Source organism: Bifidobacterium sp. wkB338 (assembly GCF_003688325.1).
Classification (GTDB): Bacteria; Actinomycetota; Actinomycetes; order Actinomycetales; family Bifidobacteriaceae; genus Bombiscardovia; species Bombiscardovia polysaccharolytica.
The window spans coordinates 1-15,502 of the sequence record NZ_NPOR01000016.1 but is presented as its reverse complement, the minus strand read 5'-3'; the positions used below and the strand labels follow the sequence as shown (position 1 = coordinate 15,502).

The window sequence follows — 15,502 nt, the reverse complement described above, 5'->3', positions numbered from 1 at the left end:
GTTCCAGGGTCGGATCAGTGTATTACTCGTTATCTCCGGCGGTCGCGGCGGTGGCGGAGATGGTCTCCTGGCCGGCGCGGTTGGCATCGGGCCAGACCCAATCGGTGTAATCGGGGTGGTCGTAGCCCTTGTCCACGGCGAACTGGAAGGCCTCGTCGCGGAACTTGGTCCACTTGTCGATCTGGTCGGCGTACTTGCCGGCGTCCACCAACTTCAGGGCGGAGGCGGCCAAGCACCAGCGATCCATGTCGTTGACGCGCACCATGTCGAACGGCGTGGTGGTGGAGCCCTGCTCCTCGTAGCCGTGCACGGAGAAGTTGTCGTGGTTGGGACGTCCGTGAATCAGGCGGTAGATGGAGCCGGGGTAGGCGTGGAAGGCGAACAGGACCGGCTTGTCCTTGCTGAAGAGCTCGGTGAACTCCTCGTCGGACAGGGCCTGATCGTTCTCCTCGGTGTCCTGAATCTTCAGCAGGTCGACCACGTTGACGAACTGGACCTTGAGGCCCAGCTTCTGCAACATGTCGTCTGCGGCCAGTGCCTCCTGGGTGGGGATGTCACCTGCAGTGGCGATGACCACATCAGCATCCTCGGCATCCTTGGCATTGGAGGCCCAATCCCAGCGGGCGGCACCCTTCTCCAGCTCGGCAGCGGCCTCGTCCACGCTCTGGTAGGTGGCGGCGGGCTGCTTGCCGGCAAAGATGGCATTGATGCAGTTGGTCGACTTGTAGCAACGCTCGCCCACGTTCAGCAGCATGTTGGCGTCGGCGGGGAAGTAAATGTTGACCACGTGATCGTTGTTGAAGTTCTTGTTCAGCAGGATGTCGACGAAGCCTGGATCCTGGTGGGAGAATCCGTTGTGGTCCTGACGCCAGACGTGCGAGGTGACCAGGAGGTTCAGTCCGGCGATAGGCTTGCGCCACGGGATTTCGCGGACGGTGGCCTCCAGCCACTTGGCGTGCTGGTTGATCATGGAGTCGATGACGTGCACGAAGGACTCGTAGGAGCTCCAGATGCCGTGGCGTCCGGTCAGCAGATAGCCCTCCAGGAAGCCTTCCATCTGGTGCTCGGAGAGCTGCTCAATGACCTGGCCGGTATGAGCCATATGCTCGTCGGTCAGCTCCGACAGGTAGTCGGCATCCCACTGCTTGTTGGTCACTTCGTAGGCGGCGGCCAGGCGGTTCGAAGCCGTCTCATCGGGCCCGAAGATGCGGAAGTCGGTGGGGTTCTTGGCCAGCACGTCGCGGGTGTAGTAGCCCAGGACGCGGGTGGCCTCGGTGGCGCCCCAGCCGTGGCCGTGCTTCTTAATGTCGATCTCGTAGTCGTGGATGTCAGGCAGCTCCAGCGGCTTGAGCAGCCGACCGCCGTTGGCGTTGGGGTTCTCACCGATGCGCAGGTCACCCTTGGGCATGAAGCTGGTGACCTCGGGACGCAGGGCGCCCTTTTCGTCGAAAAGCTCCTGGGGCTTGTAGGAGGCCAGCCAGTTCTTGAGGATCTGGAAGTGGGCCTCGGTGTCGCGGGCGGAGGTCAGCGGCACCTGGTGGGCGCGCCAGGATCCCTCGGTCTTCTTGCCGTCGATGAACTTGGGGCAGGTCCAGCCCTTGGGTGTGCGGAAGATGATCATGGGGTAGAAGGGACGGGTCATGTCGTCGGTTTCGGCCCGGGCCTTGATATCGCAGATCTTGTCGAAGACGGTCTCCAGCATGTCGGCGAAGCGACGGTGGATGGACAGATGGTCCTCATCGTCAAACCCTGCAACGAACTCGAAGGGCTCATAGCCCATGCCATGGAAGTACTCATGCAGCTCCTCGTCGGAGATGCGCGAAAGGATGGTCGGGTTGGCAATCTTGTAGCCGTTCAGGTGCAGGATGGGCAGGACGATGCCGTCGGTGCGAGGGTTGACCAGCTTGTTGGACTGCCAGCCGGTGGCCAGCGGGCCGGTTTCGGCCTCGCCGTCGCCTACGATGCAGGGCACGAAGAGGCTGGGGTTGTTCATAATGGCGCCGTAGGCGTGGGAGAGGGCATAGCCCAGCTCGCCGCCCTCGTGAATGGATCCGGGGGTCTCAGGCGCGAAGTGGGAGGGGATGCCTCCCGGGTAAGAGAATTGACGGAAGAACTTCTGCAGGCCAGCTTCATCGTTGGTGATCTTGGGGTAGTACTCGCTGTAGGTGCCATCCAGGTAGGACTGCGAGGTGCCTGCGGGGCCGCCGTGGCCGGGACCCATGATGATAACGGTGTTCTGCTGATGGTCGGCGATCAGACGGTTGATATGGCCCAGCAGGAAGTTCAGGCCGGGGGTGGTACCCCAGTGGCCGACCAGACGATGCTTGACATCCTCCCGAGTGAAGGGCTCCTTCATCAGGGGGTTGCTGCGAAGATAAATCTGTCCGATGGAAAGATAGTTGGCCGCCCGCCAATACTTGTCGACGGCCTCGAGGGTCTCCTCGGCGATTGGGGTCTCCAGCTTCGCCCAAGGGGTGCCGATAACAGGATTCGTCATGTGTACTCCTGCACTTTAGTGCGATTGTTTATTTACTTCGGTTACGGGCTCGTACGGTGTCATTTCAGGCATCCGTCGGGTTCGTACCCAATGCCTACATCGTACGTGAACGAGCAGACTTTTCTGAACGTTTTCTTGCAGTGTGTGTTCGCTCTTGTGAGAAAATGCGAGGGAATTGTCTGCTTACAGACATGAATTTCCACCGGGGGTGCCGATGAGGGCTCAATCACGGTAGCATTGTCGAAAACTGCAACCATACTGGACTTGTCCGCAGACGTTGGTTCGCCGCTCCCGGACATCCATGGCAGATACAACATACCTATATATAAGGAGTCATATGGCACAGGGTCCCGTCCTGGTGGTCGATTTCGGTGCGCAGTACGCTCAGCTGATCGCTCGTCGAGTCAGGGAGGCAGGGGTCTACTCCGAGCTGGTGCCTCATTCGATGAGCCTGGAGCAGATGTTGGCTAAGGATCCTAAGGCGGTCATCCTCTCCGGCGGCCCGGCCTCCGTCTACGTGGATGGGGCGCCTACCATTGATAAGAGGATTTTCGAGTCGGGGGTGCCTGTGCTGGGCATCTGCTATGGCTTCCAGGTCATGGCTCATGAGCTGGGCGGCGAGGTGGACAAGGCGGCCCTGGGGGAGTATGGCAAGACCGAGGCCTTTATTGACAGTGCCAGGGGGATACTGCAAGATTCACCCGCACGGCAGGATGTATGGATGAGCCACGGTGTCGCCGTCAACCGTGCGCCTGAAGGATTTGAGGTTCTGGCGCATACCGAGGGTGCTCCGGTGGCCGCCATGCAGGATCCTTCCCGGGGGCTGTACGGGGTCCAGTGGCATCCCGAGGTGACCAACACTCCTCTGGGGCAGGACCTGATCGACCGCTTCCTGCATCAGTGCGCCGGACTGCCGTCGGACTGGAACGCCTCAGGCATCATCGAGCAACAGGTTGAGAAGATCCGTCGCACGGTGGGTGACGACCAGGTCATCTGCGGCCTGTCGGGCGGCGTCGATTCAGCCGTGGCGGCCGCTCTGGTCCACAGGGCCGTCGGTGACCAGCTGACCTGTGTCTTTGTTGATCATGGGCTCTTGCGCAAGGGGGAGGCCGAACAGGTCAAGCATGATTTCGTGGCGGCCACTGGCATCAAACTGATTGCCGTGGATGCTTCGCAGGACTTCCTGAGCGCGCTCAAGGGCGTTTCCGAGCCTGAGCGCAAGCGCAAGATCATTGGAGAGAAGTTCATCCGCACCTTTGAAAAGGCTCAGCGGCAGGTGATCGAGGAGGCCGGCAAGACCGGCAAGGAGGTCAAGTTCCTGGTGCAGGGCACGCTCTACCCCGACGTGGTCGAATCGGGCGGTGGAGACGGAGCGGCCAATATCAAATCCCACCACAACGTGGGCGGTCTGCCCAAGGACGTCAAGTTCCAGCTGATCGAGCCCCTGCGCACCCTCTTCAAAGACGAGGTCCGGGCCATCGGCACCGAACTGGGCCTGCCTGACCAGATCGTCTGGCGTCAGCCTTTCCCGGGCCCCGGTCTGGGCATCCGCATCATCGGCGAGATCACCTGCGAACGTTTGGAGACCCTGCGCGAAGCCGATGCCATCGCCCGCGAAGAGTTGTCCAAGGCTGGGCTGGATCGGCAGATCTGGCAGTGCCCGGTGGTGCTGCTGGCCAATGTGCATTCAGTAGGTGTGCAGGGCGACGAGCGTACCTATGGTTCTCCGATCGTGCTGCGTCCGGTCTCTTCCGAGGACGCCATGACCGCTGACTGGACGCGTCTGCCCTATGATGTGCTGGCCACTATTTCCACACGCATAACCAACGAGTGCCCGGGCATCAATCGTGTGGTCCTGGACTGCACCTCCAAGCCTCCGGCAACCATCGAGTGGGAGTAGACTGACAGGGCTTTGACCTGCACTTTTGAGTGCCGCACAGTGCCGTTGAGTAAACTCTATTAATCAAGCCTCCGTTCCTGTGTGGGTACGAAGGCTTTTCCATCGCCTTTACCCCCCCCCCCCCTCATCTGCGATTTCATTCAATATTCCACGTCCCTCAAGACAGCAAAGCACTGGGCGGTATTCGGAGGAATTGGGGTAAAGATTTATCCCGAGTGGGTAGAAGCGCGGTTTTTGTCTCCGAGGCGAAACAGGGTCGTTTCTGGGCCTGTAAAACTCAAATCGAACTCAATGAGCTTTTCAGAGGTCTCCATATGGTGTTTTTCCAGGCGATTAATGTGGTCAATGGGGAGTGAAGAATCTCACTGTCTTAAGAAAAGCGGGGGTAGCCAGGGGAAATGCCGCGAAGTGCCGCCACATGCCGATGTGTAAGCCCCGCTGCACGCGCTGCCTCCGCACGCCCGTCCTGAAGGCTGTCGACTATGTCCGTCACGCGCTTTACGCCTCGCTCAGCTTGGGCCCAAAGACGCGTGCAACGTAGGCGTCCAGCGTGCCCTCCTTGGCAAGCTCCGCGGAGTCCACGAGCTCGAAGTTCGAGTCGCATCCCTGGCCGACCTCGTCGTGGAAGCCCAGGATGAAGTGTGTGGCGATCTCGTAGATGATCTTGGTGGGCGCGATACCGAACACCTGGCGCTCCAGGATATGGTCCAGTCGCTCGCGGTCATCCGGGAAAGCGGCCTTCATGCCGTTGCTTCGATACAGCCGCTTGATGATCTCAGCGATGTACAGGCCAGACTTCATGTATAGGTCGGCGAAGGTGTGGCTCGGGTCGTCGAAACAGCCCGGGTTCTCCTTCTCGAAAAGGTCCACCATCTCGACCACGACGTTGCGCGGCGTGAAGATCTGGTTGGTCTTCTGGGGCGGCACGTAGTCGAAGATGTCCTCCGTCTGGGTCTCGTCGAAGTAGTTGGCCAGGCGTTCGCGCAGCTTGATGAACTCGCTCACGGAGTCGTTGAACACTACCTCGTCGAAGAGGTGCCCGACGAAGTGCCTCGTCTCGCCGGTCTCGGCGTCGGTGTAGTCACCGCCGTCGCGCAGGAAACGGAACTCGTCCACGGTGATGCTCGTGACGTCCTGGAAAACGTCGGAGGGAATCACGGTGTCGAAGTTCGCGAGCGTCGTGCCTTCCTCGCCGTACGCCATCAGGAACGACGGGATAGTGCGCGAGAAGCCGCGCAGGTGCGCGCGCACCTTGTCTTCGATGCCCTGCTTCTCGTCTTCCTTCTTTGCCGTCTCCACCTCGCGCACCACGGTCTCGCCGGCGCTCTGCACGAGCTCCTCGCGGGAGTCCTCGAGCTTCCGGGCGAGCGCCTGGAACGCCTCAGCCTTCTGCTCGTCATGCTGCTGGTTCACCTCGGTGCGCTCGGTTGCGTTGGTTGCAGTCTTGAGTTCGTCCTTGCGCGACTGCTCGATGCGGCGCGCCTGGATCTGGTAGTCGCCGACCTGGCGGTTGAGTTGGATGTCGGCGTCCGCCTGGACCTTGCGCTCGATCTGCTGCTGCTGGCGCGGTTTGAGCCCGCTGCCGTAGCTCTCCTTGGCGGCCTGAACCAGAGGCGCGGTCACGCTCTGCTTGAAGGCCTCCTTGAGGTTGTCGAGCATCGCCCTGTCGTCGTCATCGGCTGCGTGTGCCTTCGCGATATCTTGGACCTGGCCCGAGAACTCAACGACGACATCGCCGTAGACCTTCGGCCCGAAGATGTCCGCCGCCTTGCCTACGACCTGCTCGTCGGGAATCTCCACCTCGCCCTCGTCGTTGATGGAGAGATCGCGTGCCGTGCCCTCATCGATCTCGACCTTGTTCTTCTCGGCGTTCTGTGCCTTGCCCTGCTCGTAGGGGTCGAAGCGCTGGATGATCTCCACGACCTCTGCCGGCGCGCGGAAGACGCTCGCGATATTCTGGAACAGGAAGTTGCTCATGAAGCCGCGCCTGACCACCTCGCGGGCGTGGATGCGCCTCGGCACGCTGAGCACCTGCTCGGCATCGAGCTCGACCATCTGGCCCTCATCGTCCTCGCCATAGACGGGGAAGAAGTTCAGCAGCTGACGGATATGGCGCTCGCGCGTCTCCACGTCGCCGCCGCCGCGCGCGGTCTCGCCGTACAGGTCGTTGGCGAACTGCTCGAAGATGGTGAGCGTGCGCGCCGGGTCGAAGTCGAAGACGTAGGCGTTCTCCTTGCGTGCGTAGTTGCCGCCGCCCAGGTCGAACAGGCACGGGTTCTGGCTGCGGAAGGCCGCCTGCATGTACAGTGCGGGGCTCGCCATGTTCGAGAGCATGAGCACGGCGGTCCACTCCGGCACGGTCACGCCCGTGGTCAGCTGGCCGACCGAAAGGGTGATGGTCCTGTCGTGGTCCTTGATCGCGCGGCGCACCTTGTCGAGCGACTTCTCGTTCTCGTCGTCGGCGTCGATCTTGCCGTCGCCGGCGGCAAGCACCACCTCGTAGTCCCCGAAGATGGGGTGCGTCTTCAGCTTCTTGGCGAGCGCGCGGGCGGAGTCGACGCGGTTGAGCATCCAGAACGTGTGACGCAGCTCGTCGCGCAGCCCGGGTGTCGAGAACGGGAACTTCTCCTGCGTGGTGAGCGCGTCGAGGAACTTATCCACGTCGGCGTCATGCACGAAGCCGCCGTTGTGCTTGGTCGAGAAGAACTCGTTGAGGTCGAAGGCGAACTCGGTCTGCTCGCCGTCAATCTCCATGCCGCCGCGGGCCTCCTGCTCGACGATGTCGCTCATCTGGTAGGTGAGCAGGTTGAGCTTGGGGAGGTTGGCGTAGGGGTTCGGCTGCTCGGAATCGGCAGGCCAGTCGCGCTTGGCCTGTTGCTCATCGGCATAGGTCCAGTTGTAGATAGCGTCGTCGGCGAACTTCTCGTTTGCGATAGCCTTGAAGGGCGTGCCGGAGAGGTGCAGCGTGAAGCGGCGCTTGATATGGTCGAACGCTACGTCGGTCTTGAAGGTGTCCACGCCCTCGTGCGCCTCATCGATGATGAGCACGTCCCAGGTGAGGTCGGCCACCTCGTCGAGCTTCTGGTACACGCCGCCGAAGCGGATGGAGCCCTTGAGGTCCTGAAGGCTCACGAACTCGATGAACCCCTTGGGGCCTTCCGGGTCGTTGCGGATGGCACGCAGGTACTCCTCACGGCTGAGGCAGTAGGGCTTGCCGGCCAGGGCGTCCACGCCGCTGATGAAGCGGTAGCCGCCCTCCACTCCGACGAACTTCACGTAGTCGTCGTACCAGGAGTTGGCGATGGCGGGGCGGTTGGTGACGATGAGCACCTTCTGCGCGCCGATGTCGCGGCACAGGTCGTATGCGGTGAGCGTCTTGCCGAAGCGCGGCTTTGCGTTCCACAGGAACTCGCCGCCGTGCGCGCCGCCCTCGTCCCAATGGGCGCGGGCGAAGGCTCCCGTTTGCTCCACGGAGCGCTGCTGCTCGTCGCGCAGGGTGTAGGAGGCGGCGCCGGGTGCGTCCAGCACGCCGTCGGTGTCGCGGAACCGGTAGAACTGCTGGTGAGACTCCTCGCCGCTGATCTTGAACCATTCCTTCTTGGGTTCGCGCTCGACGCCCTGCTTCTCGAGGTAGGCATGGAAGTCGGTGTCGTGGAACGTGCCCGCGCGGTGCTCCCACGTGGCGTTGCCGCTCCACTCCAGGTGCCACTGCACGTCAGCGGTGTGCGCCTGCTGCTTGATGCGCTCGCGCACGTCCTGCTCGGTGTAGCCGATCTTAGTCCATCCATCATGACGGGCGATCTCGGGCGTAGTGTAGGCGTAGATCTGCGGCACCGCGGGAGCGGTGGTTTCGATGATTTGGGAGATGTCGATGCCCGCCATGGCTAGTTCATCTCCCTTGTTAGCATATGTGGACTTCCATAAGAGCCTTCAATAATCTGCATGTCAAATCAGCGCTCCTTTACCAACTCAGAAATAATCCGAGAGTAGCGAATCGTGCGGGTCCTATACCTACCTTGAGCTGCGGTAATGCGCATCGGTCATAAGCAAATGGCGCATGACCCTTGCCGTTTTGGGCCATTTCTCCTCGTCGCGTCGGACGCGGAACAGGTACACGAACCAGTTCAGGTAGGACTGCAGGTTGCCCTTCTTCATCCCGGGGAAGCGGAATAGGTAGCGCCTGAGCCACGAGCACAGGTTGTTCACGAGCTCCATCGCCTCCAGGTACACAGGGTCCTTCACGTCTGCCTTGTACGCCTCGTCGGTGCACTTGGCGGCCCTCACGAGGCTCATGTGGGCCTTCTCCATGTCGTGGACGATGACGGAACCGGGCGCTATGTGCGACAGCAGCGCGTCCCTGATGCGCCTTGAGGAGGGCTTGCCGTGGCCGCATATGGCCACGACGGCGTTCTTGTAGGCGTCGATGGCCACCGCGATGCAGATCTTGTTCTTCGACAGGCCCCTCTTGGGCACGTAGTCCGCGCTGCGGACGATGTCGGAGTCGGTGAGGTAGAGCTCGTCGATCCAGACGCGCCCCCTCAGCACCAGGCGGTCCTGGTAGCCGTCCACGGTGGCGAAGACGCGGTGGCGCCACTCGAAGGCCGTGGTATGGGCGATGCCGCACACCTCCGCAGCCAGGTCGACCGGCGCGTTGTAGCACATGCAGGTGATGAAGCGCTCCCACACGGGGAGCTCCTTGTTGCTCGACTCGAGCACCGTCCCCGTCAGCGCCGAGAAGGCCTCCCCGCACCTCGGGCACCGCCACCTCTGCCGCCCGGCGGGCGTCTTGCCGTCCCTCGAGCAGTCGGGGAAGCCGCACGACGGGCAGGGCGGGCTCGGGCGCCAGAGCTCGGCGGCCTCGGCGAGGGTCCCGGCTCCGATCAGGGCCCTGCACCTTCTCTCGGCGACTGCGGAGCAGAGGGCCTCGAACCCGTCGGCGTCGAGCGACGAGACAAGGCCCCCGTAGGGGTTTGCGACCATGGCGAATTCCTATCCGCCCAAGCGGCCACCCAGCCAGGAATGTCGCCAAACATAGGACCGGGTGGCCGCTTGGGCAAATCTATGTTTGGCATCCCCATGGTACCCCGAGTGGTGTCAGGCGGGTGCGGGGAGGTTACCGCGACCCGCACGATTCGCTACTCTCGGATATTCCATTGTTACCCTCCATAACTTCTGATTGTTGCCGTCTTGACGATTATGTATCTTTACATTACCTTCTGAAACATATGGCGCACCTTGTCCAGGCGGCTGTTTGGACGGCGGGGCTGGATGACCGGCTGACCGACAGCGGCCTGATATCCTTTCAGCTCTGTAAGGCATACGCTCCGCCCGTTGGTGTAAAAGGCCAGATCAGTACGGTATGCCTGTATACAGCGGGCGGGAATCTCGCCAGTAAAGACAACTTCATCCTTTTTTACCTGGACCGTTTCGATGGTGGCACAGTATTTCGGTGCATCATGATAAGCCCTGGAAAGATATTCCCGGGGCGCATAGAGGGTGAAGGAGAGATAAGGTTCCAGCAGTTGCGTCCCTGATTCCTTCAATGCCTGTTCCAATACAATCGGGGCCAATGAGCGGAAGTCCGCCGGCGTGCTGACCGGACTGTAATAAAGCCCGTATTCAAAGCAAATCTTACAGTCCGTTACGTTCCAGCCGAACAAGCCCTGCTCCAGCCCGTAACGGATACCATCCCTGACAGCGTTTTGAAAACTCTGGTTCAAGTATCCCAGCGAAACCCGGCTCTCGTATTGTACACCGGAGCCAAGCGGGAGTGGTGTAACAGACAGTCCGATGGATGCCCAAAACGGGTTGGGCGGCACCTCGATATGGATGGTGTGGCTGGCTGCTTTGAGCGGCCGCTCCATATAAATGACGGTGGGTTCCTTTACCACTGTTTCAAGCTTGTATTTTTCCGACAGCAAAGCGGAAACAACCTCCAACTGCACCCGGCCCAAAAAAGAAAGAATGATCTCATGGGTGATGGAATCCACCTCGCAGCGCAAAAGCGGGTCAGTATCCGCAAGTTGCGTAAGAGCGTCCAGCAGCCGTTCTCTTTGCGCTGCCGTTTTCGGCGCAATCGACGTCCGCAGCATGGGGAGGGGGTCCTCACGCCACCTTTTACGAGGGAGCCGGGTTGGGTCCCCTAATACATCGTTTAACCTCACGCTGTCGCTGGGAAGGATAACAATTTCACCCGGATAAGCGGTGTCTGTCCGAACAATTTCCCCTTTGGATGGAATACGCATCTCTGTGATTTTCAGCTTTTCTCTCCCGGCCAGGGCCACCGTATCCCGCAGGCGCAGCGTTCCGCTGTATAGCCGTAGATAGACACGCCGCTGGCCGCAATCTGTATACTCCACCTTGAAAACGCTGCCGCATAGGGCGGCGCTCCCCTGTTCCCCAATCGGTTGGAACAGCCCTGTCACCGCATCCATCAACGGTTGAATGCCAAGGCCCTTTTTGGCGCTGCCATAATAGACCGGGAACAGGGAGGCGTCTTGAACCCGCCGCTGTTCCTCCCGCACAAGTTTTTCCCGGCTGATTGGTTCTCCTGCGATATACTTTTCCAATAATTTATCGTTATTTTCGATGACCGCATCCCATGCTTCTATGTCGGTATTTTCCTCCAGGACTATTTCCGGGGACAGCGACACCGTCTGCTTGATGATAATATCGGCGGAGAGCTTATCCCGAACAGACTGAACCACGCTCTGCAAATCAACGCCAGCCTGGTCGATCTTGTTGATAAAGATAACGGTGGGAATGTTCATTTTCCGCAGGGCATGGAACAGAATACGGGTCTGGGCCTGCACGCCATCTTTAGCGGAGATCACCAAGATGGCCCCATCTAAAACAGCCAAAGAGCGGTACACCTCCGCCAAAAAATCCATGTGGCCGGGCGTATCCACAATGTTGACTTTACATCTGTGCCACTGGAAGGAAGTGACTGCCGCTTGAATGGTAATCCCACGCTGCCGCTCCAAAAACATGGTGTCCGTCCTCGTTGTCCCTTTTTCGACGCTCCCCGGTTCTGAAATGGCTCCGCTGGCATATAGCAGGCTCTCCGTCAAGGTCGTCTTTCCAGCGTCTACATGGGCAAGAATTCCAATATTGATTATTTTCATGTGATTGTCCTCCCTTTACTGCCCCGAAGGGCATAAAAATCCCCAGCAGTAAAATACTTTTACCACTGGGGATGATAATTGCGGACATACACATATACAGCATACACCTGTTTGTGAGTGCTGTTTTTGGGGATATGTCAAAATTGATAAGGCAAAAGTATTCTTAAATTGGGTACAAAAAACTAAGCCCCTACAAAAGGGACTATCATAATCCTTTGTTCCCACTATTTGATTATAGTTTTATTTAAGAATACCTTGCCGCATATTTTTTACTCCTTTTCTGGTTTAAATCATTGTATCACATCAGTTTTAGGAAAGCAAGTACCTAAAAGAAATTTTTCTTCCCCTTATATGTAACAATCATACCGGCTTCCTAGCGTTCAGAATGTTTTCTGCTGTCTGCTGTGGTGTTTGGTTGGAATTGTCCAACCAAAAGCCGATCCGTGGTGTTGTCTGCATTTTACTAAATACAAATTCAATGTATACAGAAAGATATAAGGAGTGGGAGGGATTCCGCCGTAGTTGGCATTGTAGGAAAATCCAAAAGTTTAGATTTTCCCACAATGCTTATCTTTTGGTCTTTGGTTCGGAATAGTGTAGTGCTGGCGGTCTATCTCTTGTTTTCGGTTGCTTGCTTCCTTACCGTACATGAGCATTCTCGACGGTTATCTCGTCGTCGCCCATGTAGCCGTCGCCCAGAGCCTCGTATTCGTTGTCGGCCCATATGATGTTGCGCCCCGTAGTGCGGTCGCACAGTAATGTCTCAAGAATGAAAGTCGGGTATTGGTTGTTGAAGGACTCTATGAAGCCTTCGACAGACATGTCACGGACTGGCTCGGTCACGGGCTACTGTCCCTTCTTCGCGAGCTCTTCGAGCATGCACGTGCGCGCGAATGCCGAGAAGCTCATGTCCTGGAGGGCCGCCACCTCCTTGGCTGTGTCACGCAAGGTGTCGGGGATGCGTAGGGTCGCGGGGATCTGGTCGCCGTCCACTAGGAAGATTCTGATCTCAGTTTCGTCGGGGTTGCTCTTGATGAGTTCTTTGTAGCCGTCCGACATTTGCGCCCCCATCGCTCGGAATGCACTATAAATGTGTTTTCAACATTATAATGCAGCCGTGCGGAGCGGCATTAGGAATAGAGGGATAGCCGATGTCTAGGCTCTATGCAGGGCGGGCGGCGGAGGGAGCTCCCGATTGGATTCAGAGTAGTGTCCACCCGAGCCGCGCTCCTCGGTTTTCGCGGGGTTTGATGTTGCCCGCTGCTCGGCGTAAAGAATTTCGTTCTGGGCCTCCAGGATGCCCACGGTGTTCTTGATACGCTCGACACACCTCTCGCTTATCGACATCAGGGCCAGGATTCCCTCGGCTTCGAGCGAGTCAGGTTGATCGGCCTGCGCCATGGACTCGAGCAGCTGATCTAGGCCCCTCGCCAGCCTTCCAGCATCTGCCACTGCGTCAGGCAGCTCACGACGCTCCATCTTCTCTTCATCTTCTCTTCATAGTCCAACATCGGCTCGCCCCCTTCTCTCAACGGACGTGTGGCGCAGCACCGCGCGAGCCACACCGCACGGCACCTTGTGCCTTTTTGTCTGTGCGATGATTGAACCGCCAGATAGCGTGTGGCGCACCCGGCGGGAGCGGGGTCGGGTCGAGCTGGTCGGGCCTTCACGAAACGGTCATGAGCCGCATACCTTAGTTAGCAGCTAAGTCCCTGAAAAGTAAAAGGTGCCCATACGGGCGCCTGCCTAGTTGCCAGAATTGTTCGGTTTTGGTCGGAATACTCGTCTTCCGCGGTACTGTCGTCCGGGGTTCGGCACCTGTCGTTCACTTCTTCTGTCGTGCTTGCTGTTGTGTTCTGCGCGCGACCTTCCATGGGCCTGTCGGCCCATTACCCCAGGTGCACCCAGGGAATGGTGCCCATTGGCTGGGGCATGGACATTGCGGGAGGGCCGTCTGGGCAAGCTGGTGCGGATGAGCGGGCATCAACTGCTCGATAGGACCGTTCTGGCAAACGAGGTGAACGGCGAGAGATTCTACCTGCTGCAGGACAAATCGGCATTCAAGCAGCATGATGAGATGCATCTTTTCAAAGTCGGGTTCGAAGGGACGGACTTGCCGTGGATCTCGACGAAGCCCTCGAGCTGCTTTCGAAAGAGACCTCAAAGATTGACGAGTACAGCGACAAGTATTCGCCCGACTGGCCGAAGCGGGTTTCCGGCAAGCAAAGAGGAGACTCTTTTATGAAATGGGCCGGAATCGGGTTTTTCGTGAAGTTGGCCTGTATCTGAACCTCGATGCTCGTCCATTCGATGTTTCAAATTGGCTTCTGTTCTAACTGGTTTCTCTGATTCGAGAGCCGATGAGTGGGCTGGCTTTCGTCCAAAACGCCAACTCAAGGGCAACCCACTAGAGACTACTCACCTCGCCCATAGAAGACGATGACCTGCGACCTGTGTTTTTGCGAACCGCTCGCAAGCTGTCCGCGCTGATTCACTTGCGGTCGCAGCCCGTGGCATGGTCACAAAAGAGCGGTTGAGTCTCAAAACGGGCGTTTTCAGCGCTATCGAGCCATGAAAGACCGTCTGCGAGCCTTCTAGCAAAAAACGAAAACTAACGCTCTTATTTTCAAAAAGTTTTGAAACTAATTCAGGTTTTGTCCCCGAGCCAGTGAAATGCGATGTCGCGTCACTAGGCAGCACGCGCTTCAGATAGCGCGGGAAACTGGGTGTAACTAGAATGTCGGTCCATTGGGCTGTCTTCTAAACATTCGAACGTCGATAGTCGATAGAAAAACTCAGTTGCTGCAAATCTTCGTTTATTGCTTAGTGATGGCCGCGTTGATCCGGTTGACCAGCTCGCGGGGTTGCTCCACCCCGAGCACCAGTCGGTCATAGCGCTCGCCTTTGAGTTGAATGACGATGGGACTTTCCGGTCTGGTGACATTCCAGAATGTCTTCTCTCCATGCTCAATGTAGGTGCCGGCCCATTTACCGGGAACATGAAGGCCGGGCGAACGCAGCCCCTTGGCATCATCAAGAATGCCCGGATCCTCACTCGCGCCGAGAACATGCTCAAGCGGCACCACCATTTTCCCCTTGAACGACCATATCTTATCCAAGCCTTGCGGTTCAATCTCCAGCGTTTGTCCGACAATTGCCACTTTGTTTTTCATGACTTATCTTCTTTCATCATCAGACTGCAACCGAATATGTGCACGCTGCAGCAGCGTCTCACCAAGGAGCGAGGCGACATCAACGGTCACAGCATTGGTATCGTCAGATCCCGATCTGGACAGCCTCACAAGGTAATCCCTGACCAGCCCACGAACCTCCAAATCATGATCTGACAGCTCCATGAGTGCCACCAATATCAGATTGAGCACTTTTGAATCCCTCGACTCCGAATCCGTTGCATCATGTAGCGCAGCTACGAACATGCCACGCTTGCTGCCGAACGCACCGTAGAGACTACCTCGGAGCAGACCCGTGGCCTTGACGAGAGCATCGATTGACGTGCCCTCATAGCCATGCTCCAAGAAAACCTCGCGTGCATGGGAAAGCACCTCATCATCATCGAAGCTTCTCTTGCGACCCATGCTCGCCAAGATAGCATTATTTGATTAAACAGTCAAGAATGATAAACGGTTTTTGTCCATCACTATCGTTCCTTCTTTTTGAAAGCTGTAGATGCTAGGAATAGTGATTTGCTGGCTAAACTGCCAGCAATGAACGCAAGGATTAAGACCATGAGGATGGCCTCCATCCGAGCATAAAATTGCGATAGGAGGAGTAATAACCAGCGTAATAGCTATGTATGTCAACTGGCACCACTTGCCATTAAGGACTGTCCACGATCTTTTTTTTTTGATTGAATGTATAAGGAATACAAGTATCAGCTGGGTAGCCACGTGAATTGTTAAACTTGTATACGCAGTTTTTGAAAAACGGTTACAACCAGAAAGTTCTCGGTGTAAATACCAC

General features: G+C 58.0%; 11 protein-coding genes. 2 read left to right on the top strand and 9 right to left on the bottom strand.

Going from position 1 to position 15,502, the window contains the following annotated elements; all coding sequences use genetic code 11:
- Positions 1-22: 22 nt before the first annotated feature.
- The gene (locus CI603_RS03685; protein ID WP_121913088.1) at positions 23-2,497 is read right to left on the bottom strand and encodes a phosphoketolase; all 2,475 of its coding nucleotides are present in this window, start codon (positions 2,495-2,497) and stop codon (positions 23-25) included.
- Positions 2,498-2,834: 337 nt separating this feature from the next.
- Between CI603_RS03685 and guaA the strand changes: the two genes are divergently transcribed.
- Positions 2,835-4,397 (top strand): glutamine-hydrolyzing GMP synthase, encoded by a 1,563-nt coding sequence (gene guaA / locus CI603_RS03680; protein ID WP_121913087.1) that lies wholly within the window; start codon positions 2,835-2,837, stop codon positions 4,395-4,397.
- Positions 4,398-4,895: 498 nt separating this feature from the next.
- Here guaA and CI603_RS03675 read toward each other — a convergent pair whose 3' ends face one another.
- The 6 genes from CI603_RS03675 to CI603_RS03645 form a co-directional block, all read right to left on the bottom strand.
- Positions 4,896-8,279: a DEAD/DEAH box helicase gene (locus tag CI603_RS03675; protein ID WP_121913086.1), complete on the bottom strand. Its 3,384-nt coding sequence runs from the start codon at positions 8,277-8,279 to the stop codon at positions 4,896-4,898.
- A 129-nt stretch (positions 8,280-8,408) separates the two neighbouring features.
- The gene (locus CI603_RS03670) at positions 8,409-9,377 is read right to left on the bottom strand and encodes an IS1595 family transposase (RefSeq protein ID WP_072415811.1); all 969 of its coding nucleotides are present in this window, start codon (positions 9,375-9,377) and stop codon (positions 8,409-8,411) included.
- A gap of 224 nt (positions 9,378-9,601) precedes the next feature.
- Positions 9,602-11,521 (bottom strand): tetracycline resistance ribosomal protection protein Tet(W), encoded by a 1,920-nt coding sequence (tet(W), locus tag CI603_RS03665; protein ID WP_087193190.1) that lies wholly within the window; start codon positions 11,519-11,521, stop codon positions 9,602-9,604.
- A gap of 639 nt (positions 11,522-12,160) precedes the next feature.
- Entirely contained in the window at positions 12,161-12,364 is a 204-nt protein-coding gene (locus CI603_RS03655) for a hypothetical protein (protein ID WP_121913085.1), read from the bottom strand.
- 3 nt (positions 12,365-12,367) lie between these two features.
- The gene (locus CI603_RS03650; RefSeq protein ID WP_259465466.1) at positions 12,368-12,580 is read right to left on the bottom strand and encodes a hypothetical protein; all 213 of its coding nucleotides are present in this window, start codon (positions 12,578-12,580) and stop codon (positions 12,368-12,370) included.
- Positions 12,581-12,676: 96 nt separating this feature from the next.
- Positions 12,677-13,000 (bottom strand): hypothetical protein, encoded by a 324-nt coding sequence (locus CI603_RS03645; protein WP_220702254.1) that lies wholly within the window; start codon positions 12,998-13,000, stop codon positions 12,677-12,679.
- Between the two features lie 639 nt (positions 13,001-13,639).
- On the opposite strand from CI603_RS03645, the gene CI603_RS09005 reads away from it, so the two are divergent.
- On the top strand, positions 13,640-13,810 hold the full coding sequence (locus tag CI603_RS09005) for a hypothetical protein (protein WP_183122232.1): 171 nt from the start codon (positions 13,640-13,642) through the stop codon (positions 13,808-13,810).
- A gap of 527 nt (positions 13,811-14,337) precedes the next feature.
- Here CI603_RS09005 and CI603_RS03640 read toward each other — a convergent pair.
- A complete protein-coding gene (locus CI603_RS03640) occupies positions 14,338-14,694 on the bottom strand; it encodes a hypothetical protein (RefSeq protein ID WP_121913083.1) in 357 nt (118 codons plus the stop codon).
- A gap of 3 nt (positions 14,695-14,697) precedes the next feature.
- Positions 14,698-15,117, bottom strand: a complete 420-nt coding sequence (locus CI603_RS03635; RefSeq protein WP_121913082.1) for a helix-turn-helix domain-containing protein — start codon at positions 15,115-15,117, stop codon at positions 14,698-14,700.
- Positions 15,118-15,502: the final 385 nt, after the last annotated feature.

What these genes read in the sequence shown, in the direction of transcription:
- CI603_RS03685 (WP_121913088.1), bottom strand. Translation starts at nt 2,497, where the DNA reads ATGACGAATCCTGTTATCGGCACCCCTTGGGCGAAGCTGGAGACCCCA.
- guaA (WP_121913087.1), top strand. Translation starts at nt 2,835, where the DNA reads ATGGCACAGGGTCCCGTCCTGGTGGTCGATTTCGGTGCGCAGTACGCT.
- CI603_RS03675 (WP_121913086.1), bottom strand. Translation starts at nt 8,279, where the DNA reads ATGGCGGGCATCGACATCTCCCAAATCATCGAAACCACCGCTCCCGCG.
- CI603_RS03670 (WP_072415811.1), bottom strand. Translation starts at nt 9,377, where the DNA reads ATGGTCGCAAACCCCTACGGGGGCCTTGTCTCGTCGCTCGACGCCGAC.
- CI603_RS03650 (WP_259465466.1), bottom strand. Translation starts at nt 12,580, where the DNA reads ATGTCGGACGGCTACAAAGAACTCATCAAGAGCAACCCCGACGAAACT.
- CI603_RS03645 (WP_220702254.1), bottom strand. Translation starts at nt 13,000, where the DNA reads ATGGAGCGTCGTGAGCTGCCTGACGCAGTGGCAGATGCTGGAAGGCTG.
- CI603_RS03640 (WP_121913083.1), bottom strand. Translation starts at nt 14,694, where the DNA reads ATGAAAAACAAAGTGGCAATTGTCGGACAAACGCTGGAGATTGAACCG.
- CI603_RS03635 (WP_121913082.1), bottom strand. Translation starts at nt 15,117, where the DNA reads ATGGGTCGCAAGAGAAGCTTCGATGATGATGAGGTGCTTTCCCATGCA.